Raw genomic sequence first — 23,578 nt, forward strand, 5'->3', positions numbered from 1 at the left:
TAACAGTTTACCAATGATTGTTACCTCGTCACATTTTTACATTATTAGATTAATTATTCTTTTGCCCAATTCAGACGGTCAGCCTGATTGTATTGCCAAGGAGCGGCATTGTTTTCTACATTGGTCATCATCAGATTTAATTCTTGTGGCGCTGCAGATTGCTCCATCACCAAGAATCTTCTCATTTCGAAAATAATAGAAAGTGGATCTAAAAGCACCGGACAAGCCTCAGTACATGCATTACAAGTAGTACAAGCCCAAAGTTCTTCTTTTGTGATGTAATCGTTCAACAACTTTTTACCATCATCTTCAAACTTCCCGTTTTTGTCGATGTTTCTTCCCACTTCTTCCAAACGGTCTCTGGTCTTCATTAAAATCAATCTCGGAGACAGTTTTTTACCTGTAATATTTGCAGGGCAAACAGAAGTACATCTTCCACATTCTGTACAAGAATAGGCATTTAAAAGCTGAACCTGATTCAAATCAAAAACATCTTCAGCACCAAATTTCGACGGAACTTCTTCAGTACCTTCAGCCGGAGCTGCGTAAGGATCTGCATTAGGATCCATCATCAATTTTATTTCTTTGGTAACAGATTCAAGATTATTGAATTTTCCGTACAAATCGAGATTGGCGTACCAAGTACTCGGAAAAGCAAGGATAATATGTAAATGTTTAGAATAATAAAGGTAATTCATAAAGAACAGAATCCCTATAAAGTGAAACCACCAAGCTCCTCTTTCAACAATTTCCAGAAAAATAGTATCAAAACTGAAAATTTCTAAAAATGGTACTAAAGTCATTTCACTGATTGGAAAACTTCCATGCGCTGCCAAAACTCCTCTTTGCTGTAAAATGAAGTCTGAAGAATTCATTGTGAAGAAAGCAACCATTAAAGCAAACTCAATAATCAAAATCCAGTTGGCATCATTTTTTGGCCATCCGAAAAGCTCTTTCATCGTTAATCGCTTAACTCCGTAGAAATTTCTTCTAATAAAAAACAATACAACACCAATGATCACCAAAATGGCCAGAATTTCTAATGTTGCTGTGAAAAAATTATAGAAAGTATGTCCGAAAATTGTTGCTAAGAACCGATGAGTTCCAAAGATCCCGTCAACAATAATTTCTATTAATTCAATATTAATAATTACGAAACCAACATATACAAAAAGGTGTAAAATGCCCGCAATAGGTCTTTTTACCATTCTGCTCTGTCCCATTGCGACTCTTGCCATAGTTTCCCATCGCTCAGCTTTTCTGTCACTTCGGTTGATTTCTCTTCCTAATCTGATGTTTCTGTAGATTTTATAAAGACTTTTTCCGAAAAGCCCAAAACCAGCAATAAGTAAAATCAGGAAAAATACATTATCAAGATACTGCATAGTGTAGAGGTTTAGTCTTTACTGTTCTTACCAAAAACTGAGAAATTGATATATCTCTTAGGATTAGCCTTCATATCCTCAATCAAAGAATTCAGATTGGTAGATGCAGAATTCAAATTGTTATACAACTGATCGTCTTTCATGATCTTCCCTAAGCTACCTTCACCTCTGTCAATACCAGAAATCACACCGTTTAATTTCCCAACAGTTTGATCCAAATTGGCAATTGTTTGATTCAATTGTTTCGTATCAATGCTTTCTGCAAGATTTCCGTATTTGTCTAAAGTTGTCTTACCGCTTTGCATTGTTAAACTTGCTTCATCAAGAACTTTCTGAAGTTTAGGATCGTTGTTTCCAACCAATCTGTTTACACTTCCGGCTGTATTTTCCAATGCACCAACGGTTCTGTTTAGATTATGAAGCAATACTTTTATTTCTTCTCTGTTTTGAGCATTCATCACCTGGTTGGCGTTTGCCATCAAAGAATCTACTCTATGCAAAACAGTCTGCAACTGGTCTTTCACAGGACCAACCTGAGATGAAAGACTGTTCATCATTCCTAATTTGAATGCACCTTTCAAAGTATCACCATCTTTAGCAGTAGGACCACCGTAAAAAAGATTGACTCTCATTTCTTTACCGCCCATTAAGCTAGGTTCAAAAATTTCAAGATTTGAATTTTTTGAAAATTCAAAATTATCATCTACGGTAATTTTTACAATAAAGTGCAATTTGCCATCTTTGCCTGTCTGAGGGATGATTTTATCAACCTGCCCTACTTTGAGACCATTAATGGAAACCGGGGAAGACTGTGTAAGTCCTTCCACATTATCATATTTTGCGTAAAATATATTGTCGGTAGTAAAAAGGCTTCTGCCTTTCATAAACTGAAATAAAATCACAAAGCCAACAATGGCTAAAAGTGCGATTAAACCAGCCTTTAATTCTTTACTGAATTTCACTTGTTAAATTTTTTCTAATGTAGCAAATATAGCACATTTTAAATTAATGTTTCTCTCTAATGCAGTGGGTCAAATACAAAAAAAGCGCCAAAATTATTTTGGCGCTTTTTTATTTTTTAAATCAGGATGTTACTGTTGATTTCCAAGTTTACCCCAGATCTCAATTCTATAATCATCGATATCTGCATTGTCTTGTAAGCTCTTTAACCAAGACTGACCAAACATTCCTGCATTTCTCTGAGTAACAGACTCTGTAAATTGTTTTATGTCGCCAGGTTGCTTATTGATCGTTTCACTCTTTTTAACGATTACATAAACTCCGGTACCACCTTCGATCGGGTTTGAAACTTTTCCTTTTGCAATACCAAAAGCAGCACCTGCAACTTTAGGTTCCATCGCTCCTGCTACAGAAGGATTAAGCATATTAACCTGCGCAGACTGTTTTGTTGTTGCAAATTTTGCAGCAACCTGATCCAGGCTTCCTGCTTTTCCGATTTTGTCAGAAATTTGTTTTGCAGCCAATTTATTCTGAACTACTGTTTCTATCTGATCTCTTACAGATTCAGGATCAGCAAGACCTTTTTCTTGTTTTCCGTTTAAGTAAACAACTACTTTATCTCCTGTACCTTCTACAGTGAAAAACTCTGTATCACCTTTCTCTCTTTTCTTATCAAAAGCCCAAGCGATGATTTCGCCGTCTTTATCAGTTCCTAAACCTTGAAGCTGACCGTCAAATCTTTTTGCTGATTTAGCATTTGAATATTGATAGTTTGATTTTTTAGCAATATTTACAAAATCATTGAATGATTTCCCTTGAATCTGTTGGATAAATCTTCTTGCTTTTTTATCAACCTCAGCTTCTGTAGTTTCAGAAGGTTTGATTGTTTTTACGATATGAGCAACTTTGTACCCCATCGTTCCAGCTTTTTTATCTTCAATATTGATGATATGATAACCAAATTCAGTCTCAGCTAAACCTGTAGAACCTTTAGGATTATTTGCTAAAAACGCTAAGTATCCAGGGGCAAACTGACTTTGAGGAGTCGTCCAGCCCACACTACCTTTTCTTTCAACAGCACCTGGCTCATCAGAAAGCTTAAGGCCTTCAGCAAATTTTGCAGGATTACCTTTAATGACAGATAGTAAGCTGTCAGCAATTTTCTTTGCTTCTTCTTTAGTTCTCGTTGCCGTAGATCTTTCAGCACCTTTGTAAGCGATCAAGATATGATTTGACAATGTAGAATCTGAAGGTTTTTTATCAATTAATTTAGATAATACATAAAGATTCTGCTCCTTGTAAGGACCGAAAACCTGCCCGATTGCAGCAGTTTCAATTTTTCCCTGTAATGCTTGAGGCATTTGATTTGCCTGAACATAAGCATTATTGTAAGGCATATCTGAATTTGCCATTACAAACATAGAATCATTTGTTGTGTTTTGGAAGTTTTCTTTTCCATCACTAGCATCAGTACCTCCTGAGAATATTTTAGTAATTTCTTTTTGCACTGCAGCTTCATCCGCCGGACTTGGCTGAGAAGGGAAAAAAGCAATTCCTAAATTTCTGCTTGGCTCAGTTTTAAACTGTATCGGATGCGCTTTGATATAATTTGCTAAATCTTCAGTCGTAACTTTGATTTTATTTTTCTGAAGATATGATGCGTAATCTACTTTTACAAAATCGATATCAGCAAGCTGATCTCTTTCTTTCATCAATTCTTCAGCTTCTTTTTTACCTGTGGTGATTCCGGCAGAAACATTGGTGAATACCTGTCTTGCCATAATTCTGTACTCAATGGTTTTTCTAGTCTTCAACCATTGGCTGTATCCTTCAGGGTTTGTATTCTGTAAGGTTTCAATTTCTTTTTTTAATTCCTGAAGCTTGAAATTTCCTTTTTCGTCATAAAGCTGTTGGTTTTGCGCAAACATTTGATCAAACTGCAGCTGGTTCCAAAACAGATCATCTGTCATTTCAAAGCCCATTTTTTCAAATTGCTGTTTTACCAGCTTCGATTGTACCAATAATTGCCAAGCCTGCTCTTCTAGACCGTTTTTCGGCTGCCCTTGTTGATCCGCTTGCTGCTGTAATACGAAAAGCTGGTCATTAAATTCTTCACGAGTAATTTTCTCACCATTTACTTTTCCTAAAACATCAGGGTTTTTACCAAAAACCTTATCAAGGCTTTCCGGGTTTACCAAAAACGCTAAAAGCGCCAATGCGATCATTCCCATCAAAAGCCAAGGTCTACTCCTAATCTGTCCTAAAATTGCCATTTTATAAATATAGTTTTTATATCAGTGTGCGAAAATACACATTTTTAAGAAATTACAGAAATATAAGTCGTTTTTTTAATTTTTAAAATTTAAATACTCTTAAAATGGAAATTTTGACCGTATTTTTTGATGATTAACAAATGGCATTAATATTGTCAACTTTATACACAGTTCATACATATTGCTTTCTCTAAGCATATTGTAAATTATCATTGTAACGACTTAAACTGAAGATGACAATTTGTCATTCGATTTATTATGACAGAATTTGAAGATATAAATTTTGATGATATTCTTGGCGACGGCTTTAATATTGTAGCCGAAGAAATCAACCTTTCAGACTTGAATATGGATCATGAGAAAAGCTCTGAGCAAAACATTTTCCCAATACTTCCGGTAAGAAATATGGTAATGTTTCCTAATGTAGTTATTCCTATCACTGCAGGAAGAAAGGCCTCAATACAGCTGCTTGAAGAAGCACAGCAAAACGGTGATTATATTGGTATTGTAAGCCAAAGAAACTCTGACATTGAGCAACCTACCGAAAAAGATCTTTATCACACCGGTACTTTAGCGAAAATTATTAAAATCATTAAACTTCCTGAAGGAAATATCACTGCGATTACTAAAGGATTCCATCGATTTAAAATAAAAAGAATACTAGAATCTCAACCTTATTTTAAAGCTGAAATAACTAAATTAAAAGATACCAAAGCTAAAAATAAGGAGGAATACGAGGCATTACTCGAAAATATTAAAGATTTAGCCCTAAAAATTATTGAGCTCGATCCTAATATTCCGAATGCGGCTAACTTTGCTATAAAAAACATCAGCAATAACGAAGATTTACTGAATTTTGTAAGCACAAATGCCAATTTCCCTTATCTGGAAAAACAAAAACTTCTGGAAGAAAAAAGCTTGATGGAAAGAGCCAAAAAGTGCTACGAAATGATGCATGAGGACTTCCGAAAGCTGGAACTCAGAAACCAAATTCATCAAAAAACCTCTAAAGATCTGGACAAACAGCAGAGAGAATATTTTCTGAATCAACAAATCAGAACCATTCAGGATGAATTGGGAGGCGGGCCAGAAAGTGATGTTGAAGATTTACTTAAAAAAGGGAAAGATAAAAACTGGAAACCTGAAGTAGAAGAGCATTTCCAGAAAGAAATAGGAAGACTGCAAAGACAAAACCCTAATTCTCCGGATTATAATGTTCAGAGAAATTATCTGGATTTCTTTACCGATCTACCTTGGGAAACCTTTACAAAAGACACTTTCGATATCGAAAAAGCAGAAAAAGTTTTAGATAAAGCTCATTTTGGTTTAGAAGATATCAAAAAAAGAATTTTAGAACACATGGCTGTTTTAAAATTGAAAAACAACATGAAATCCCCTATCCTATTATTGGTAGGTCCTCCCGGGGTTGGTAAAACATCTCTCGGAAAATCTGTTGCTGATGCTTTGGGAAGAAAATATGTACGCGTTTCTTTGGGCGGACTTCATGACGAGAGTGAAATCCGCGGTCACCGAAAAACGTATATTGGTGCAATGGCCGGAAGAATTCTTCAGTCTATTAAAAAATCGGGCACTTCTAATCCTGTAATTGTTTTAGATGAAATAGATAAAGTAGGAAAAGGAATGCACGGCGACCCTAGCTCAGCATTGCTTGAGGTTCTTGATCCTGAACAAAATAATTCTTTCTACGATAACTTCCTTGAATTGGGTTATGATTTGTCTAAAGTAATGTTTCTGGCAACAGCAAACTCGCTTTCGACGATTCAAACTCCGCTTTTAGACAGAATGGAGGTCATTCAGATCGCAGGTTATACTTTAGAGGAGAAAATTGAAATCGCCAAAAGACATTTGATCAAAAAACAACAGGAAGAAAACGGTTTGACAGCAAAATCTTTCAAACTTGGAAATCCTGAGCTTAAACATATCATCGAAGCACACACTTCAGAAAGCGGCGTAAGAACTTTAGAAAAAAGAATTGCCGCAATCGCACGTTGGGTTGCTTTACAGACTGCTTTGGTAAGAGAATATGATACCAAAATTACAGTTAACAAAGTTGATGAAATCTTAGGCGTTCCAAGACCGAAAAGTTTATCTGAATTAACAGATGTTCCCGGAGTAGTTACCGGATTGGCGTGGACAAGCGTTGGTGGAGACATTCTTTTTATCGAAAGTATCACCAGCAACGGAAAAGGAAATCTTACGATGACCGGAAATCTGGGAACGGTAATGAAAGAATCTGCAACAATTGCGTTGGAATACATCAAAGCCAAGCATGAAGACCTAGGAATCAATGAAGATGACTTGGAAAAGAAAAACATACACGTTCACGTTCCGGAAGGCGCAACACCAAAAGACGGACCTTCTGCAGGAATTGCGATGCTGACTTCTATGGTTTCTTCATTCAAAAATAAAAAAGTAAAACCACACCTTGCGATGACCGGTGAGATTACGCTAAGAGGAAAAGTACTTCCGGTAGGCGGAATTAAAGAAAAACTACTCGCCGCAACTAGAGCCGGCATTACAGAAGTAATTCTTTGCGAAGCCAACCGAAAAGATGTAGAAGAAATAAAGCAAGACTATCTGAAAAACCTGAAAGTAAACTACGTAAGCTGGATGAAAGAAGTACTTGAACTGGCCATCGAAAAATAAATTTTCAACAATAAACTAAAAACCTCATCTGAAAACGGTGGGGTTTTATTATTTTTATACAGCAGATTTTTAATTATGAATTTTATAAAACTTCCATTTCTCCTGAAACTTGCATTAGCAGTGATTTCAATCATCGGAATAGGTTACCTTATCAAATTGGGGCAAAGTATTTTGGCTCCGTTTTTTTTGGCATTTTTGTTGGCGATGCTTTTTTTACCGCTTGCTAATTTTATGGAGCGAAAATTAAAGTTCCCAAGATCTGTGTCTACGATTGTTTCGGTAATGATAATGTTGATTATTCTTACAGGGATGCTCTATTTCTTTGGATCGCAATTATCCAGTTTCAGCAGAGATCTTCCGCACCTCAGCAAGCAGTTTAATTTGGTTTTTCACAATCTGCAAAACTGGGTATCACATACTTTTAATGTAAAAATTGATGAGCAACTCGATTATTTGGATCAGGGCTTAAACAAGCTTTTGTCTTCATCAGGAATTATTCTTGGCTTTACGTTCGGAATTTTTTCTACAAGTTTAGGTTTTATGGTATTTTTCATTCTGTTTTTCATATTCATCTTAAATTACAGAAGGATTTTAAATAATTTTATCGTCAATGTTTTCAATGAAAAGCATAAAGCAAGCGTGCAGGAAGTCGTTTCAGAAGTAAGAATTATGACGAAGAGATACATTATCGGGCTTTGTCTTCAGGTAATTATTGTTTCAGTACTTGCTACGATAGTTCTTACTATTTTAGGAGTAAAATATGCGATTTTACTGGGTGTTTTAACGGGATTATTAAACGTCATTCCTTACATCGGTATCGCTATTTCGTTATTAATTTCTTGTTTTATCGCATTTGCAACCGGCACTGTTTCTACCTGCGTTTATGTAGCAATAGGCTACGTGATCGTTCATGCCATTGACGGAAATATTGTACTGCCTTTTGTGGTTGGCTCAAAAGTGAAAATCAACGCACTATTTTCTTTTATCGGAATTCTTTTAGGCGAACACCTTTGGGGAATTTCAGGAATGTTCCTATGTATTCCGGCTATTGCGATCATTAAAATTATTTTTGAAAGAGTAGACGGTTTAAGACCTTGGGGGAAATTGCTGGGTGAAGATGACAAACCCAATAAAAAGAAAAAAAGCTACAAGATCTCTAAGAATATCACTTTAAAGGAAATGGATTGATTTATGAGTGATAAGCAATTGGTAATGAGTACTATTTTATATTAAGAAAGCCTTCAGATTGAAGGCTTTTAATTTTTATAATGCGCAAAGCGGGCTCGTACCGTTCGGACATGTTTCCGTACAATAGATATACGTTCCGCTATCCGTACAATATCCGATAGGATCTCCCGGATCAGTCGGTCCACCACCGCCACCTAAACATGGATCTCCAGGTGGGATTTTGCATGGACAACCAATTGGCCCGATATCACATTTTCCGGGACCACCGCCCCCTAGAACTTCTCTTAAATCTATACGATTCAGTTTTTTAAGATTTTTCAACATATTATTCGTTTTAATTTCTTGGTCTCACAAATATATCAAATCAAAAGACACATCTATATAAATTTCTCAATGTTTTTAAAAATTAATTAGTTTTTAATCAACCGATTATAATTTTATTTAATTTTAATGAAAAATATTACGCATGAAAATTATCAAATTTATCATCTGTCTCCTTTTCGGGTTAATGTTTGTCAATGCCGGATTAAACAAGTTCCTCAATTACATGCCAATGGAAAAACCCACTCCCGAGCAAATGGAACTTTTTGCAGCATTTGAAAAAATCTTCTGGCTGATGCCGCTAGTGGGTGCTGTAGAAATTGTCGGTGGATTATTATTTATCTTTCCAAAAACAAGAGCTTTGGGCGCCATTGTTATTTTGCCGGTAATGGTAGGAATTGTAATTCATGTTTTCACGATGGATAAATCTCCAATGGGAATGTCAATAGCCGGTGTTTTATTTTTAATTAATCTTTGGATGCTCATTGATAACAAAGAAAAATATAAAGCTTTGCTGAAGTAATAATGTGAATGGTGAATGGTCAATTCGCTCCGCTTGTCAATTTTTCAATTCACTTGCGAAGCAATATTCACAATTCACCATTGACCTTTAAACAAATGCACTGAAGCCAGTAATTGATCTGCCAACAATCAGTGAATTGATCTCTTTTGTTCCTTCGTAAGAATAAATAGCTTCTGCATCAGCAACGAATCGGGCGACATCATATTCAAGTAAAATTCCGTTTCCCCCCATCACTTCCCGTGCTCTGGAAACAACATCTCTCGTACGCATTGTACAGAAAACTTTTGCTAAAGAAGCGTGCTCGTCTTTTAAAATTCCTTCATCCTGCATTTCAGAAAGTCTGAAAACCAGGGTTTGCATCGCAGTCAGATTCGACAGCATTTCAACCAAATGTCCTTGAATCATTTGAAATGAAGCAATTGGTTTTCCGAACTGCTCTCGTGTTCTGGTATATGCTAATGCACTTTCATACGCTCCTCTTGCACAGCCAGTCGCCATCCACGCTACTCCGGCTCTTGTCATTCTGAGAACTTTTGCCGTGTCTTTGAATGAATTGGCATTTTGAAGCCTGTTTTCTTCTGTGATTAAACAATCTTTTAGTGTAATCAAACCATTTTGAACGATTCTGAGCGCCATTTTTCCTTTGATTTTCTCCACTGAAAAACCCGGATTGTCTTTTTCAACAATAAAACCCTTTACTTCGCCATCATCAAGATCTCTTGCCCAGATAATAATTACGTCTGCAAAAGTGGCATTTCCTATCCATTTTTTTTCACCGTTTAAAATCCAACCTTCCGGAGTTTTTTTGCAAGTTGCCGTCAAGCCTCCTGCAGCTCCAGAACCAACTTCAGGTTCAGTTAAGCCGAATGCACCAATTTTTTCAAACTTCTGCATTTGAGGAAGCCATTTTTGTTTTTGCTCTTCCGAACCGCATATATAAATAGAGCCCATTGCCAAGCCGGACTGTACCCCGAAAAAAGTAGCAATCGAAGCATCAATTCGTGCCATTTCCATTGCAATAACTCCTTCCATTAAAAATGGCATGCCTTTACAACCATACCCTTCGTAAGTAACTCCGCAAATATCTAATTTTTGAAATTTTGGAATCAGCTCGTGTGGAAACTCGTCCCGCAACCAATAATGATTTACCAAAGGCTTTACTTCTTTTTCCATAAATGCTCTTACTTTCAGCTGAACTTCTCTTTGCTCAGGCGTCAGTGTATGATAAATATCGTAGAAATCTCCATCAATTGGCGGTAACTCCTTCTTTTTCTTATTGGGATCGAGCATTTTCATCATTCCGCTGAGCTGCTTGTCATCAAGCTTGGAAAAATTTTCCATGAGCTTTGGGAGATTTACTTTCTGCGAAATTTCGCTAAGCTGATCAAAATCAATGGATTTAAATAATTCTATGGCGTTTCTGATTTTGGAAAAAGTTTTAGACATATTATTTGAGATTTAATTTGTAAAACATCAGCAAAAATCAATCCGAAATACCACACAAACAGTGCCTGCTCTTTTACAAAAAACTGAAATTCAATATTTTAAATTTAAATAAATATTTACAAAATGTTTACCTGCAATATTCAAACATTACAAACGATTCTGCGTGAACTTTGACCTAAGCAAACAATAAAAAATTAAAATATGAAAACGACTTACATCAGACTATCGATCGCAACAGCACTCTTAGCTGGCATCTACTCTTGCAAAAAAGGTGAAGCCACAACAAGTGACTACCAAACGACAGAATATAATAACGAGATTTCCGCTGACAGCATTTCTTCCGTAGCCACCATGTCTGTGAAAGACAAACAATTTGTAAAAACCGCCAATGTAAATATGGAAGTAAAAGATGTATATGATGCAACAATTTCTATAGAAAAATCGGTACAGGAGCTCGGCGGATTTGTTACCCACAGCAATTTACAGAGCAGGGTAATTTCTGAAGATACTTACAACACTTCAAATGAAGAAGCTATGCTGGTAAAAAAATATCAGACAGAAAACACATTGCAGGTAAGAGTGCCGACCTCAAAACTGGGCGAGCTATTAACCTTAATCAATGATAAAAAACTTTTCCTGAATTCTAGAATTATTAATGCAGAAGATGTTACTTCAAGCATTAAATATGCAGAAATGGAAGGCAAAAGAATTAAAAAAACCAGTGAAAATATTTCTGAGCTTAAAACCACAAAAGATAAAGTAAAAATGAGCGATGAAAATATGTCTGAAGAAAACCTGCAGCAATTGGCAAATCTTGATGTTACCGATAATCTGAAATACAGCACTGTTGATATCTACATTAAAGAACCCAAGCTCCGAATCGCAGAAATTGCAGTAACTAATTCTGAAAACATTGATAATAAATATAAATTCGACTTTTTCTACAGTGCAAAAAATGCTTTTGTTGAAGGATATTATTTAATTCAAAGAATTCTTATAGGATTGGTAACGATCTGGCCAATTGTAATTATCGCAGCTATTGCATTTTACTTTTATCGAAGAAATAAGTCTACTAAGAAATCAATCCCAGTCGACAAAGAATAAACTTGGCATCCTAACCTTCTGGTTATTTATATAAACATTACGAACCTCTACATTTGTGGAGGTTTTCTGTTTAAAGGAAGTAATGCAAAATATTGTTTCATTTCTCTTATCTTTCAATGAACTTTTCAAAAACATAAACAATAACACAATGATCAAAATTTTTATTACAACACTGCTTATTAAAAGCATGTTTGTCTATTCTCAAAATAGAATCAGAGTTTTAGATGCAGAAAATCACAAACCTATTCCTTACGCTAAACTCATTTTAAAAGACAAAGATTACTATAAAAATACTGAAGAAGATGGCGGAACAGTTTTAGATGAGAATGAAGACCTGTCAGAAATCCAATTTTTTGGATACGAGAATTTGAAAGTTGAGAAATTTCAGCAAACTTATTTATTACAGCCTAAATTTAATGAAATTAAAACTGTCGAAATTACGAAACCAAAGTTTGAAAAATCTTTTACTATAGGCACAATAAAGAAAAACGACATAGGTTTTTCTGCGTTAAAAAGGAGCTGGCTTGTCGTTGACTTGTTTAAAAGCGAGATTACTGACGAAAAAATTTATATTAAAAAGATAAAAATACCAACGCAGGTTCACAAAACAATAAAAGAAGCCACTTTTAACCTTGTTTTTTACGAAAATATCAACGGAAAACCCTCAGAAGAAAGAAGAAAAAATATTGTTGTTACTTGTAAGTCCGGCAAAAACATTACCGAAATTGATTTAACAAAAAATCCTATTCCTTTTCCAAAAGAAGGCTTGTTTATTGGTTTCGAATGGATTGTAAATAAGCAAAATACATATTCTTATGTCACTGATATTCATTATCCAGACGGAACAAAAAAAGAAAACGTATCACAGAAAGGGACAGCACCTACGTTTAAAGGTTATGAGTCTATAATTTCAAATGTCATGGCAAATGATAATGTAAACTGGCATAGCATTTTTACTGCAAAAACAAGAAAAACTGCTTACAGTATTTCTATGCAACTTGAGTTGACCAATTGATTTTTAATTCTCAATTAACATCATTGTACGAAAATTCCGTAAATTTGCAGATTGAAATTTAATAAATACGATTTTAGTGGATTTATTCGAAAAATTCCTAAATCATATAATCAATTCTACCTATGTTATCAAAAATAAACCCTACACACACAAATAGCTGGAAAGCCCTCGACGAACACTTTGGCAATAATGATTTTGAGTTGAGAAGCCTTTTCCAGTACAATCCAGATCGTTTTGAAGAGTTTTCTATCAAAAAAGATAATTTTCTCTTCGATTATTCTAAAAATTTAATCGATTCTAAAGCTAAAGAACTTCTTTTGAATCTTGCAGAAGAATGTCAGTTAAAAGATGCTATTTCTAAAATGTTTTCGGGAGATAAAATAAACGAAACAGAAGGAAGAGCGGTTTTACATACGGCATTAAGAGATTTTTCTGATAAAGAAATTTTGGTTGACGGTGAAAATATTAAGCCTCAGATTAAAAGAGTTTTGGAGCACATGAAATCTTTCTCAGAAAAAATTATTTCAGGAGAGCACAAAGGTTTCAGCGGAAAAGAAATTACGGATGTGGTGAACATCGGAATCGGTGGTTCAGATTTGGGACCGGTAATGGTAGTTTCTGCTTTGAAGCATTTCAAAACAAGATTGGATGTTCATTTCGTTTCAAACGTAGACGGAAACCATATTGCAGAAGTTGTAAAGAACTTAAATCCTGAAACCACTTTATTCATTATTGCCTCGAAAACGTTTACAACGCAGGAAACAATGACGAATGCGAATTCTGCAAAAGACTGGTTTTTAAAAGCAGGAAAACAGGAAGATGTAGCAAAACACTTTGTAGCTTTATCCACTAATGTTCAATCAGTTAAAGACTTCGGAATCGCAGAAGATAACATTTTCGAATTCTGGGATTGGGTTGGCGGAAGATATTCATTGTGGAGTGCAATTGGTTTAAGCATTGTTCTTGCGGTTGGATATGAAAACTTTGAGGAATTATTAAAAGGTGCCGAAAATACAGACCAACATTTCCAAACTGCTGAATTTTCAGAAAATATTCCTGTTTTGATGGGACTTTTAGGAATTTGGTATCGTAATTTTTATGCTGCGACGACTTATGCTATTTTACCTTACTCACAATATTTAGACAGATTTGCAGCGTATCTTCAGCAAGGAGATATGGAAAGCAATGGAAAATGTGTCGATAGAAACGGAGAGTTCGTAGAATATGAAACAGGTCCTATTATTTGGGGAGAACCTGGAACAAATGGGCAACACGCATTCTATCAATTGATTCACCAGGGAACAGAATTGATTCCGGCAGATTTTATTGCGTATGCAAAAAGTTCGAACAAAGTTTCTGATCATCAGGATAAACTTTTAGCTAACTTTTTCGCTCAGACCGAAGCTTTAGCTTTTGGTAAAAACGAAGAAGAAGTTGAATCTGAATTACAAGCATCAGGAAAATCTGATGAAGAAATTGATTTCTTATTAAACTATAAAGTCTTCCACGGAAACACGCCTACTAACTCAATCATATTCAATGAATTAACTCCATTTTCGCTAGGACAATTAATTGCAATGTATGAGCATAAAATTTTTGTACAGGGTGTGATTTGGAATATTTTCAGTTTTGATCAGTTTGGGGTAGAATTAGGAAAAGTTTTAGCCAATAAAATTTTACCGGAACTTGAAAATAATGAGACAATTAGCTCTCACGACAGCTCGACAAATGGATTGATTAATTATTATAAAGGAAATAAATAATTGTTGAAGATTTTCATTAATTTTAATCAAAAATAAAAATATGACACAAATTATCATAAACCTAAACAATAAGGAAGAAGAAACCTTTGTGGAAACTTTTTTGAAAAAAATGAAAATCAGTTTTGAAAAAAATGAAGATGATTTTGAGTTGACGGATGAAATGAAAAAGGTGATTGATCAAAGGAAATCAAAAAGCCACAAAGAGTTTACTCCAGCAAGGGATTTTTTAAAAAAAATAAAAAAGGATCATGGTATTTGAGATATTCCAATATCCTGAAGCGGATCAAGATATTTTGGCTGCAGTAAATTACTATAAAGAAATTTCAAATTCTACAACATCTAATTTTGAAAAACAGCTTTCAAAAGCTTATGACCAATTAGAAAGAAATCCTTTTTTTCAAGTTCGATATGATGATGTAAGAGTACTTCCTCTCAAAAAATTCCCTTATATCATTTTATTTCACATAGATGAAATCAAGAAAATAGTTTTTGTAATTTCCGTTTTGTGTACTCATCAGAATCCGGAAAAATATCCTTAAAATCTAATAATAAAAAGTAATAAAAGTAAAAATGGCAGAAATTCTTGACGGATTAAAAGTATCCAAAGAAATAAAAGCAGAAATCAAGGTTGAAGTTGATAAAATCATCGCAAGCAAAAGAAGAGCTCCTCACTTGGTAGCTATTCTTGTTGGGAACAACGGAGCAAGCAAGGCGTATGTAAATGCTAAAGTGAAAGACTGTGAAGAAGTAGGATTTCAATCTAGCTTGGTTAAATTTCCAAGTACAGTTTCTGAGTCTGAATTATTGGAAAAAATTGACGAACTTAATAAAGATAAATCAGTAGACGGTTTTATCGTCCAGTTACCTTTACCCGACCAGATTGATCAGGAGAAAATTATCAACGCTATCGATCCGAGAAAAGATGTCGATGGTTTCCACCCTACAAATTTCGGAAAAATGGCTTTAGAAATGGATACATTCTTACCTGCAACCCCTTTCGGAATCTTGACATTACTTGAAAGATACAATATTGAAACAAAAGGAAAAGACTGTGTCATCATCGGAAGAAGTAAAATCGTAGGAAGACCGATGAGTATTTTGATGGGAAGAAAAGATTTTCCCGGAAATTCAACGGTTACTTTGACTCACTCTTACACGAAAGACATTGAAGAATATACCAAAAAAGCAGACATCGTAATTACCGCTTTGGGTGATCCACACTTCTTAAAAGGTGAAATGATCAAAGACGGAGCCGTAATTGTTGATGTTGGTATCACAAGAGTAGACAACGATTCTCCAAAAGGATATTATCTGGCAGGTGATGTAGATTTTGACAGTTGTGCAGCAAAAGCAAGCTGGATCACGCCGGTTCCGGGAGGAGTAGGTCCAATGACAAGAGCGATGTTGATGAAAAACACCATCATTGCTTACAAAACTTCAGTCTATAACGACTAATTTTGAAATGAATAAAGAAGAAGATATATTATTAAAAGAAGGTAAAATGCTCCCTGTGATGGAGCATTTTTACACTATTCAGGGTGAAGGTGCGCATACAGGAAAAGCAGCTTACTTTATCAGACTGGGAGGTTGCGACGTGGGTTGCCACTGGTGTGATGTGAAAGAAAGCTGGGATCCTACACTACACCCCTTGATGAATGCTGAAGAAATTGCAGAAACTGCCGCAAAACACTGTAAAATTGTTGTTTTGACGGGCGGCGAACCATTAATGTGGAATTTAGATATCTTGACTTCTAAATTAAAAGAATTAGGATGCACCATCCATATTGAAACTTCAGGGGCATATCCTTTGAGCGGACAAATCGACTGGATTACACTTTCACCAAAGAAAACAGGACTTCCAAAAGAAGAAATTTATGCTAAAGCTCACGAGCTTAAAATGATTGTTTTTAATAATAATGATTTTAAGTTTGCCGACGAACAGGCATCAAAAGTTTCTGAAAATTGCAGACTATATCTTCAGAGCGAATGGAGCAAACGTGACGAGATGTATCCTAAAATTACCGATTTTATCCTTGCAAATCCGCGGTGGCAAGCATCGGTTCAGACTCATAAATATCTTAATATTCCGTAAATTGTTTATATTAGCTTCTGCCTTTCATTAGAGAAGATGCAAAGAATCCGATATTCCCGTTATTTAAAGTCAATTATCATATTGCTTGACCTTCTGGTTCTTGCAGCAGTATTTGTATTGTATTTTTTAAATACTTCACGAGGTTTGTCAGACAATCAGGAATTATGGTCGGAATCTGCTTTTCCTTTACTTCTCGTTATGTCTTTCTGGGTTTTACTAAGCGGAAGAACCAGAATTTACAACATATCCAGAAACCTTACCTACATACTTTTTGTAGAGCGAATTATCATTCATTTTCTCTTATTTATAATAGGCTTGGTATTGATTCGAAAAGTGAGCGGCAATCAATTTTTTGGTTCCGAACTTACCTGGCTTTCACTTTACCTTTTCGTTTTTATATTTACATTAAAATCTGCTGTTTACTTCTTGATAAGATATATCAGAACAATGGGAGTCAACCACCGGAATGTGATGTTTCTAAGTGAGAATAAATCAACGGATGTTTTAAAGAAAATTATTGAAGACAGAAAAGATTTTGGGTACAAAATATTTAATTATACTTCATCTGAGCTAGATACTGAAAACCTGGTTGAATTTTGGAAAAAAAATGGAATTCACACCTTATTTATTCCGACAGAAAATTCATTCACCAATGAGATGGAAGACAAGATGTTCAAATTGGCAGAAGCCAACAAAGTTCATATTTCTTTGATCCCGAGTATTTCGAAGAACAATTTTTTCTTTTATGATTTAGGATATATTCAAACCCAGCCCATTTTAACTCAGGCAAAGTATCCTTTAGATTATTATTCTAATTTTTTTCTGAAGAGAACTTTTGATATTATTTTTTCGGTCTTGGTTTTGCTATTAATTTGTTCGTGGCTATTTCCCATTATTGCAATTTTAATTAAAAGAAATTCTAAAGGACCTGTATTTTTTGTTCAGAAAAGATATGGTTTTCATGAGGAAGTTTTTAATTGTATTAAATTCAGAACAATGGTTGTCAATGAAGATTCTACATCAAAAACCACAGGTGTAAATGATTCAAGAATTACCAAAATAGGAAAGTTTTTAAGGAAAACCAGTCTTGACGAAATGCCGCAGTTTATCAATGTTTTGAAAGGTGAAATGTCTATTGTAGGACCCAGACCGCACATGCTGGCGGTTGATAATTATTACAAACCCAAAATAGGAAGATACAGCTTGAGAAGTTTGGTAAATCCCGGAATTACGGGCTTAGCTCAAGTAAATGGTTTAAGAGGCGATGCGGGAAATGTAGAAATAGAAATGAACAAGAGAATTCTTGCCGACGCATTCTACATTAGAAACTGGAGTTTTACTCTGGATATAGTCATTATTTTAAAAACCATTTTATTGGTAATTATAGGAGATAAAAATGCAAAATAAGACGAGGTTTTTGTTACAATCAATTTTAGATTTTTAGCATCAAAACAAAGGCTCAGCCTTAACCTCAATCTTAAATAAATTAAATAAAAATAGTCTAATTTAGCAGAATGTTAAAAAAGTTTTTTACAGCCATAGGAGAATACATGATTCTTATCGGTAAATCTCTTCAAAAGCCTCAGAAAATGAGAGTTTTTTGGAAGCTTTTTATGCGAGAAATCAATGATTTGGGAGTCAACTCTTTTGGGTTGGTTATATTCACTTCTATTTTCGTCGGAGCCGTAGTTGCCATTCAGATGTTTAACAATTTTGATGCATCATCATTTCCAATTCCTCCATCTTTTGTAGGATACGCGACGAAAGCAGTTTTAGTACTGGAATTTGCTCCTACTATTATCAGCTTAATTTTGGCGGGAAAAGTAGGTTCATATATTGCCTCTACCATTGGTACGATGCGTGTATCTGAGCAGATTGATGCTCTAGACATTATGGGAGTTAACTCACCCAATTTTTTAATTTTACCTAAAATTATAGCCTGTCTTATATTTAATCCGCTTTTAATTGCAATCAGTATCGTTTTCGGTATTGGTGGAGGTTATATCGCAGGAGTATTGACAGGTAACTGGACGACTGCAGATTATATTTCAGGTATCCAAATGTACATGCCAAACCTTTTCATTATTTATGCATTTACCAAAACTATTGTTTTTGCATTTGTGATCGCAACCGTTCCTTCTTACTTCGGTTATTTTGTGAAAGGGGGTTCACTGGAAGTCGGTAGAGCAAGTACACAAGCGGTGGTTTGGACGATGGTATTTATCATTATTTCCGAATTAATTTTAACACAATTAATATTAAGCTAATGATTGAGGTAAAAGATCTTAAAAAGAGTTTTGGTGATGTTGAAGTGCTTAAAGGAATTTCAACCACTTTTGAAAAAGGAAAAACGAATCTTATTATCGGCCAGAGTGGATCGGGGAAAACCGTTTTCCTAAAAAGTTTATTGAATGTTTATCAACCGTCATCAGGAGAAATTTTGTTTGATGGCAGAGATATAAATGTAATGAACCGTGAAGAAAAACAGCATTTAAGATCTGAAATCGGCACCCTATTTCAGGGAAGTGCTTTGTTTGATTCTTTGACTGTTGAAGAAAATATCATGTTTCCACTTGATATGTTTACCAATTTGACCTTCAGAGAAAAGAAAAGAAGAGTTTTTGAGGTTATCGGAAGAGTACATTTAGATAAAGCCAACAGAAAGTTTCCGTCTGAAATTTCCGGAGGGATGCAAAAACGTGTGGCGATTGCCAGAGCGATTGTGAACCACCCAAAATATCTGTTTTGTGATGAGCCAAATTCAGGATTAGATCCTTATACATCCAACGTAATTGATGATTTATTGCTTGAAATCACCAAAGAATACAATACCACAACCATCATCAACACCCACGATATGAACTCGGTAATGACCATTGGCGAGAAAATTGTATATCTGAGATTGGGCATAAAAGAATGGGAAGGTAATAAAGATATTCTGATTACTGCAGGCAATAAAAATCTGATCGATTTCGTTTATTCATCAGAATTATTCAAAGAATTGAGAGAATATCTATTGGAGAATAATAAGACAATTGAAAATACTATTACAAAAATAGACGACAATGAAAAAATTAATTAGTGCAGCATTTATAGGATTTTCTGTTTTTGCATCGGCGCAAATTTCACTGGCAGGGAAAGCAAATGTATTGATTCCTACAAGCTCAGCTTCTTGGAAGAATCTTAAAACAGCAGCAACTAATGCTGTAGAACAAAAAGGGAAAAACATTACTGGTTTTAACGTAGGTTTATCTTTAAAAATCGATTTGCCAACAGCTTTATACGTAATGCCGGAGATTTATTATACCAATTTCAGCAATGAAGTTACCGTACAAAATGACGTGAATGCAGCTCAAACGACCATTAAGGCCAAAAACAGCAGAGTAGATATTCCTGTTTTGGTTGGGGTGAATGTATTGGGAGATTTACTAAGTGCTTATGCCGGACCTGTTGGAAGTTTCAATTTAGCTAAAAGCGACAATTTTGATAACTTCGTACAGAAAGTAGACGCTAAAGAGTTTACAGTAGGTTACCAATTGGGTGTACAAAGTGAAATTAAGAAAATCATTCTTTCAGCAAGATACGAAGGAGCTTTTTCTAAAGACCAAAGAAAATTCATCAACAACGTTGCAGGATCAAGTCAGGAAATTAATTATGACAACAGATCAAGCTTATTTCTGTTAGGTTTAGGATATAAATTCTAATTAGAAATCATTTACACATAAAAAATCCTCAAATTAAATTTGAGGATTTTCTTGTTTATTTTCTCTTTCTATTTCTTCTTGTTTTTTAACAATTTCTGCAGCCTTTTTTTCTAACTCTTCTTTTTCCTGTTGAAGACGTTTAAATTCTCTTCTTTTTTCCTCAGCTTTTATAGCAGATCCTTTGCTGATATAACCGGTCATACCACCGATAATCAAGCCAATTCCTATGCCAGCCATTACGCCCATCATATGAGATAATGTAATTTTTTCAGCTGTAAAATCTGTTGTCAGGTAAAAAAGCAGCACAGATACTGCAAGAAGAACTAAGCCTGTAATCGAAATACTTTTCATAATCGTGTTTTTTAATGGTAAATATTCATTTTTATAAATTTAATAATAAATTCTGATAAAATACTCCGTTTAAACCATTATTATAATGAAAACTTAAAGTATTTACATTAAATCTTTCCTCCAGCAGATTTGTAATATTCCAACGCTTTAGGTAAATCTTTCTGAATATCTCCAACTCTGGTTCCCGGACTTGGGTGAGTTGATAAAAATTCCGGTTGTCTTGCTCCTGAAGATGACGCTTCCATTCTCTGCCAGAACGGTATCGCCTGACGTGGATCATATCCTGCAATTGCCATCAAATTTAATCCCATTTCGTCTGCTTCAGATTCCTGCGTTCTTCCGTACTTTAAAAGAGCGACTTGAGACCCAACAGGATACACTTGTTGAAAAACACTCGACCATTGTGCATTTGAAATCGTACTTCCTAATAGAGCGCCTCCATATTGTGCAACCATAGCCTGTGAAATTCTTTCGTTCCCGTGACCTGCCAAAGCATGAGAAACCTCGTGGCCCATTACCACTGCAAGACCAGTTTCATCTTTAGTAATTGGTAGAATACCGGTATAAACAGCTACTTTCCCACCAGGCATACACCATGCATTCACCTGATTATCCTGAAGAAGATTAAATTCCCATTGATAACCTGACAAATCTGAACTTCTGCCAATACTTGCGTAATATTTTTCGGCTGCTGTTTTTATTTTACCTCCAACTTTTTTTACCATTTGAGCCTGAGATCCTGTCACAACTTTCGATTCTTTCAGAGTTTGTTGATACTGCTGAACAGCTGTTGACGTTATTTGAGGATTAAGTGTTCCAATTTGCAAAGATTTTCTTCCTGTCATCGGGTTTGTTGTACACGCTGCAACTGCAAAAGCCGCTGCTCCAATACCTAATAGATGAGTAATTTTCATAATTATGCTTATTATAAATGAACCTTAACAATTTCTATTCCAAAAAATAATCTGAAATTTGTATTTGCATACATTTTGATATATAAATTACTAAATTTAATCTTATGAAAAATTATATAAAAATAATATCTCTTTTTGCTTTCATATTTCTATTTCAGAATTGTGTTTCGCAAAAGGTTGATCCACAAATAGTAAACAATTTGGTAAGTACTGATGAATTTACTTTTCATGCTGAGAAAGCAAATCCTATGAATTATGATGTGATCAATGTTGTAAATTCAATTCCAAATGCAGCTCAACTGCGTACATTTCAGATTTCAGGAGATAATTATGGCATTGAGATAAAAAAAGGAGTGATGGAAGTTACACTTCCTTATTTTGGCAGAGCTTTTACTTCCAGCTATGGGAATTCTGATAACAGCTACAGATTTACCTCAAAAGATTACACAGTCACAAAAACTCAGAGTAAAAAAGGAAATTGGGTGTACAAAATCAAACCCAATGATGTGAAGAATGTTTCTGATATTAATATTGAAATCTTTAAGAATGGAAGAGCATCTACATCAATAAGAAGTAACGACAGACAGCCGATTTCTTACGATGGATATATTTCTAAAAATGAAGAAACAAAAGAAAAACTTTAATTGGCTTCGTGATGCGAAATTTAATTCTCAAAAAAATAATTATTAAATATTCTCAGAATCTTTGAACTCGGATTTTGAGTCTCTTAAAAACTTTTCAACAAATAATTTTGCTTCGGTACTTGGATTGGAAATCAGGTCTGAAGCATTTTTTTTATGCTGAATATAAGCCTCCTCCACAGAGTCATTTTTTTTCATCATGGCTAAAATATATTCCTGAACCCAATATTCAAAGCGTTTTTCAGATTGCATTGTCCGTACTTTATCAAAACGAGCGGTATTCTTTTTTAATGAAATAAAATCATCGATTTTCTGATAAACCTCCTTTAGCCCTTCATTCTGTAAAGCGGAACCTAGTAAAACAGGCACTTTCCAGTCTTTTTCTTTGGAAGGAAGAAAATCTAATGCCCGTTTCAGTTCGAGTTTGGTATTTTTAGCTTTCTGCAGATTGCTTTCTTCTACTTTATTAATAAAAATAATATCCACCATTTCCATGATTCCGCGCTTGATTCCTTGAAGTTCATCTCCACCACCAATAATTTTTAAGAATAAAAAAACGTCGGTAATATCTGAAACCAAAACTTCAGACTGCCCTACTCCAACGGTTTCAATTAAAATATAATCGTAACCTGCAGCTTCGCAAATCATCATCGTTTCAAAAGTAGTATTGGCAACGCCTCCCAAAAATCCGGAACTTGGCGAAGGACGAATGAATGCATTTTCTTCTTTTGCCAATTCTTCCATTCTGGTTTTGTCTCCCAGAATACTGCCTTTATTAATCGCTGAACTGGGATCAATGGCTAAAACCGCTACTTTTTTATTATTTGCAATTGCTAGCCTGCCAAAGTTTTCTATAAATGTAGATTTTCCTGCTCCCGGAACTCCTGTAATCCCTACACGAATAGATTTTCCTGTTAATGGAAGTATCTTTTTTAAAAGTTCTTCGGCCTGGCTTCTATGTTCAGGCTTATTACTTTCAACTAGAGTAATGGCTTTTGCAATCAAACGTTTATTGCCTGATTTAATGCCATCGATAAAGTCTTCTGTTGAAATTTTCATCTGAATATTCCATTTTTAAGGAAAGATGTAACCTTTCGGTTTCATTCATTCAAAAATATAAAAATAACCTGCAAAATCCGAGAAAAAGAGTACTAATTTTAATGCTTCTAAATTATAAAGCTATGAACCAATCACCTGTAAAATTCGTTATTTTTGTTTTAAACAATTAAAA

The 23,578-nt window shown here is 34.8% G+C and carries 23 protein-coding genes; 15 read left to right on the forward strand and 8 right to left on the reverse strand.

What is annotated here, in order from left to right; genetic code table 11:
* Nucleotides 1–53: 53 nt before the first annotated feature.
* The 3 genes from OH814_RS12905 to OH814_RS12915 all read right to left on the reverse strand — a co-directional run bounded on the left by OH814_RS12905 (nt 54) and on the right by OH814_RS12915 (nt 4,618).
* On the reverse strand, nt 54–1,385 hold the full coding sequence (locus OH814_RS12905) for a (Fe-S)-binding protein (protein WP_308828426.1): 1,332 nt from the start codon (nt 1,383–1,385) through the stop codon (nt 54–56).
* A gap of 11 nt (nt 1,386–1,396) precedes the next feature.
* Entirely contained in the window at nt 1,397–2,347 is a 951-nt protein-coding gene (locus OH814_RS12910) for an MlaD family protein (RefSeq protein ID WP_308828427.1), read from the reverse strand.
* A 129-nt stretch (nt 2,348–2,476) separates the two neighbouring features.
* Nucleotides 2,477–4,618 (reverse strand): peptidylprolyl isomerase, encoded by a 2,142-nt coding sequence (locus tag OH814_RS12915; RefSeq protein ID WP_308828428.1) that lies wholly within the window; start codon nt 4,616–4,618, stop codon nt 2,477–2,479.
* Nucleotides 4,619–4,876: 258 nt separating this feature from the next.
* Here OH814_RS12915 and lon point away from each other — a divergent pair, with 258 nt between their 5' ends.
* Nucleotides 4,877–7,285: an endopeptidase La gene (gene lon / locus OH814_RS12920; protein WP_308828429.1), complete on the forward strand. Its 2,409-nt coding sequence runs from the start codon at nt 4,877–4,879 to the stop codon at nt 7,283–7,285.
* A gap of 75 nt (nt 7,286–7,360) precedes the next feature.
* Nucleotides 7,361–8,473 (forward strand): AI-2E family transporter, encoded by a 1,113-nt coding sequence (locus OH814_RS12925; RefSeq protein WP_115620908.1) that lies wholly within the window; start codon nt 7,361–7,363, stop codon nt 8,471–8,473.
* 75 nt (nt 8,474–8,548) lie between these two features.
* On the opposite strand, the gene OH814_RS12930 is transcribed toward OH814_RS12925, so the two are convergent.
* On the reverse strand, nt 8,549–8,797 hold the full coding sequence (locus tag OH814_RS12930; protein WP_308828430.1) for a hypothetical protein: 249 nt from the start codon (nt 8,795–8,797) through the stop codon (nt 8,549–8,551).
* Nucleotides 8,798–8,939: 142 nt separating this feature from the next.
* Here OH814_RS12930 and OH814_RS12935 point away from each other — a divergent pair, with 142 nt between their 5' ends.
* Nucleotides 8,940–9,317, forward strand: coding sequence for a MauE/DoxX family redox-associated membrane protein (locus OH814_RS12935; RefSeq protein ID WP_308828431.1), 378 nt, complete (start codon nt 8,940–8,942; stop codon nt 9,315–9,317).
* 87 nt (nt 9,318–9,404) lie between these two features.
* Here the strand turns inward: OH814_RS12935 and OH814_RS12940 are convergent, their stop codons facing one another.
* Nucleotides 9,405–10,763: an acyl-CoA dehydrogenase family protein gene (locus OH814_RS12940; protein ID WP_201133039.1), complete on the reverse strand. Its 1,359-nt coding sequence runs from the start codon at nt 10,761–10,763 to the stop codon at nt 9,405–9,407.
* Nucleotides 10,764–10,964: 201 nt separating this feature from the next.
* Between OH814_RS12940 and OH814_RS12945 the strand changes: the two genes are divergently transcribed.
* The 11 genes from OH814_RS12945 to OH814_RS12995 all read left to right on the forward strand — a co-directional run bounded on the left by OH814_RS12945 (nt 10,965) and on the right by OH814_RS12995 (nt 20,441).
* Nucleotides 10,965–11,867, forward strand: coding sequence for a DUF4349 domain-containing protein (locus tag OH814_RS12945; RefSeq protein ID WP_308828432.1), 903 nt, complete (start codon nt 10,965–10,967; stop codon nt 11,865–11,867).
* A gap of 148 nt (nt 11,868–12,015) precedes the next feature.
* A complete protein-coding gene (locus OH814_RS12950; protein ID WP_308828433.1) occupies nt 12,016–12,882 on the forward strand; it encodes a hypothetical protein in 867 nt (288 codons plus the stop codon).
* A 122-nt stretch (nt 12,883–13,004) separates the two neighbouring features.
* Entirely contained in the window at nt 13,005–14,645 is a 1,641-nt protein-coding gene (pgi, locus tag OH814_RS12955) for a glucose-6-phosphate isomerase (protein WP_308828434.1), read from the forward strand.
* 40 nt (nt 14,646–14,685) lie between these two features.
* Nucleotides 14,686–14,904: a hypothetical protein gene (locus tag OH814_RS12960; RefSeq protein WP_308828435.1), complete on the forward strand. Its 219-nt coding sequence runs from the start codon at nt 14,686–14,688 to the stop codon at nt 14,902–14,904.
* Nucleotides 14,894–15,184: a type II toxin-antitoxin system RelE/ParE family toxin gene (locus OH814_RS12965; RefSeq protein WP_308828436.1), complete on the forward strand. Its 291-nt coding sequence runs from the start codon at nt 14,894–14,896 to the stop codon at nt 15,182–15,184. Before OH814_RS12960 ends, OH814_RS12965 begins: the two co-directional genes overlap by 11 nt.
* A 31-nt stretch (nt 15,185–15,215) precedes the next feature.
* Entirely contained in the window at nt 15,216–16,100 is an 885-nt protein-coding gene (locus tag OH814_RS12970) for a bifunctional 5,10-methylenetetrahydrofolate dehydrogenase/5,10-methenyltetrahydrofolate cyclohydrolase (RefSeq protein WP_076562016.1), read from the forward strand.
* A 7-nt stretch (nt 16,101–16,107) separates the two neighbouring features.
* The gene (locus tag OH814_RS12975; RefSeq protein ID WP_201135481.1) at nt 16,108–16,737 is read left to right on the forward strand and encodes a 7-carboxy-7-deazaguanine synthase QueE; all 630 of its coding nucleotides are present in this window, start codon (nt 16,108–16,110) and stop codon (nt 16,735–16,737) included.
* Between the two features lie 36 nt (nt 16,738–16,773).
* Nucleotides 16,774–18,144, forward strand: coding sequence for an exopolysaccharide biosynthesis polyprenyl glycosylphosphotransferase (locus OH814_RS12980; RefSeq protein WP_308828437.1), 1,371 nt, complete (start codon nt 16,774–16,776; stop codon nt 18,142–18,144).
* A gap of 107 nt (nt 18,145–18,251) precedes the next feature.
* Nucleotides 18,252–19,004, forward strand: coding sequence for an ABC transporter permease (locus OH814_RS12985; protein ID WP_201133027.1), 753 nt, complete (start codon nt 18,252–18,254; stop codon nt 19,002–19,004).
* Nucleotides 19,004–19,819, forward strand: coding sequence for an ABC transporter ATP-binding protein (locus OH814_RS12990; RefSeq protein ID WP_076562020.1), 816 nt, complete (start codon nt 19,004–19,006; stop codon nt 19,817–19,819). Before OH814_RS12985 ends, OH814_RS12990 begins: the two co-directional genes overlap by 1 nt.
* Nucleotides 19,803–20,441 (forward strand): outer membrane beta-barrel protein, encoded by a 639-nt coding sequence (locus tag OH814_RS12995; RefSeq protein WP_076562021.1) that lies wholly within the window; start codon nt 19,803–19,805, stop codon nt 20,439–20,441. The genes OH814_RS12990 and OH814_RS12995 overlap by 17 nt, the downstream gene beginning before the upstream one ends.
* 33 nt (nt 20,442–20,474) lie before the next feature.
* Here the strand turns inward: OH814_RS12995 and OH814_RS13000 are convergent, their stop codons facing one another.
* Nucleotides 20,475–20,792, reverse strand: coding sequence for a hypothetical protein (locus OH814_RS13000; protein ID WP_308828438.1), 318 nt, complete (start codon nt 20,790–20,792; stop codon nt 20,475–20,477).
* Between the two features lie 107 nt (nt 20,793–20,899).
* Complete coding sequence (locus OH814_RS13005; RefSeq protein ID WP_201133025.1) at nt 20,900–21,706, reverse strand: M48 family metallopeptidase; 807 nt, start codon at nt 21,704–21,706, stop codon at nt 20,900–20,902.
* 104 nt (nt 21,707–21,810) lie between these two features.
* Between OH814_RS13005 and OH814_RS13010 the strand changes: the two genes are divergently transcribed.
* Complete coding sequence (locus tag OH814_RS13010; protein ID WP_308828439.1) at nt 21,811–22,350, forward strand: DUF4251 domain-containing protein; 540 nt, start codon at nt 21,811–21,813, stop codon at nt 22,348–22,350.
* 42 nt (nt 22,351–22,392) lie between these two features.
* Here the strand turns inward: OH814_RS13010 and meaB are convergent, their stop codons facing one another.
* Nucleotides 22,393–23,406 carry a methylmalonyl Co-A mutase-associated GTPase MeaB gene (gene meaB / locus OH814_RS13015; protein WP_308828440.1) on the reverse strand — a complete coding sequence of 338 codons (1,014 nt, stop codon included), beginning with the start codon at nt 23,404–23,406 and terminating at the stop codon, nt 22,393–22,395.
* Between the last annotated feature and the right edge of the window lie 172 nt (nt 23,407–23,578).

This window comes from Chryseobacterium sp. CFS15 (assembly GCF_031118795.1).
Taxonomy (GTDB): domain Bacteria; phylum Bacteroidota; class Bacteroidia; order Flavobacteriales; family Weeksellaceae; genus Chryseobacterium; species Chryseobacterium indoltheticum.

Excerpts from the sequence above, each read along its gene's own strand:
- OH814_RS12995 (WP_076562021.1), top strand. The coding sequence starts at position 19,803 with ATGAAAAAATTAATTAGTGCAGCATTTATAGGATTTTCTGTTTTTGCA.
- OH814_RS12945 (WP_308828432.1), top strand. The coding sequence starts at position 10,965 with ATGAAAACGACTTACATCAGACTATCGATCGCAACAGCACTCTTAGCT.
- OH814_RS12975 (WP_201135481.1), top strand. The coding sequence starts at position 16,108 with ATGAATAAAGAAGAAGATATATTATTAAAAGAAGGTAAAATGCTCCCT.
- OH814_RS12965 (WP_308828436.1), top strand. The coding sequence starts at position 14,894 with ATGGTATTTGAGATATTCCAATATCCTGAAGCGGATCAAGATATTTTG.
- OH814_RS12940 (WP_201133039.1), bottom strand. The coding sequence starts at position 10,763 with ATGTCTAAAACTTTTTCCAAAATCAGAAACGCCATAGAATTATTTAAA.
- OH814_RS12925 (WP_115620908.1), top strand. The coding sequence starts at position 7,361 with ATGAATTTTATAAAACTTCCATTTCTCCTGAAACTTGCATTAGCAGTG.
- OH814_RS12990 (WP_076562020.1), top strand. The coding sequence starts at position 19,004 with ATGATTGAGGTAAAAGATCTTAAAAAGAGTTTTGGTGATGTTGAAGTG.
- lon (WP_308828429.1), top strand. The coding sequence starts at position 4,877 with ATGACAGAATTTGAAGATATAAATTTTGATGATATTCTTGGCGACGGC.
- OH814_RS13000 (WP_308828438.1), bottom strand. The coding sequence starts at position 20,792 with ATGAAAAGTATTTCGATTACAGGCTTAGTTCTTCTTGCAGTATCTGTG.
- meaB (WP_308828440.1), bottom strand. The coding sequence starts at position 23,406 with ATGAAAATTTCAACAGAAGACTTTATCGATGGCATTAAATCAGGCAAT.
- OH814_RS12930 (WP_308828430.1), bottom strand. The coding sequence starts at position 8,797 with ATGTTGAAAAATCTTAAAAAACTGAATCGTATAGATTTAAGAGAAGTT.
- OH814_RS12970 (WP_076562016.1), top strand. The coding sequence starts at position 15,216 with ATGGCAGAAATTCTTGACGGATTAAAAGTATCCAAAGAAATAAAAGCA.
- OH814_RS12950 (WP_308828433.1), top strand. The coding sequence starts at position 12,016 with ATGATCAAAATTTTTATTACAACACTGCTTATTAAAAGCATGTTTGTC.
- OH814_RS13005 (WP_201133025.1), bottom strand. The coding sequence starts at position 21,706 with ATGAAAATTACTCATCTATTAGGTATTGGAGCAGCGGCTTTTGCAGTT.
- OH814_RS12915 (WP_308828428.1), bottom strand. The coding sequence starts at position 4,618 with ATGGCAATTTTAGGACAGATTAGGAGTAGACCTTGGCTTTTGATGGGA.
- OH814_RS12980 (WP_308828437.1), top strand. The coding sequence starts at position 16,774 with ATGCAAAGAATCCGATATTCCCGTTATTTAAAGTCAATTATCATATTG.
- OH814_RS12985 (WP_201133027.1), top strand. The coding sequence starts at position 18,252 with ATGTTAAAAAAGTTTTTTACAGCCATAGGAGAATACATGATTCTTATC.
- OH814_RS12905 (WP_308828426.1), bottom strand. The coding sequence starts at position 1,385 with ATGCAGTATCTTGATAATGTATTTTTCCTGATTTTACTTATTGCTGGT.
- OH814_RS13010 (WP_308828439.1), top strand. The coding sequence starts at position 21,811 with ATGAAAAATTATATAAAAATAATATCTCTTTTTGCTTTCATATTTCTA.
- OH814_RS12935 (WP_308828431.1), top strand. The coding sequence starts at position 8,940 with ATGAAAATTATCAAATTTATCATCTGTCTCCTTTTCGGGTTAATGTTT.
- OH814_RS12960 (WP_308828435.1), top strand. The coding sequence starts at position 14,686 with ATGACACAAATTATCATAAACCTAAACAATAAGGAAGAAGAAACCTTT.
- pgi (WP_308828434.1), top strand. The coding sequence starts at position 13,005 with ATGTTATCAAAAATAAACCCTACACACACAAATAGCTGGAAAGCCCTC.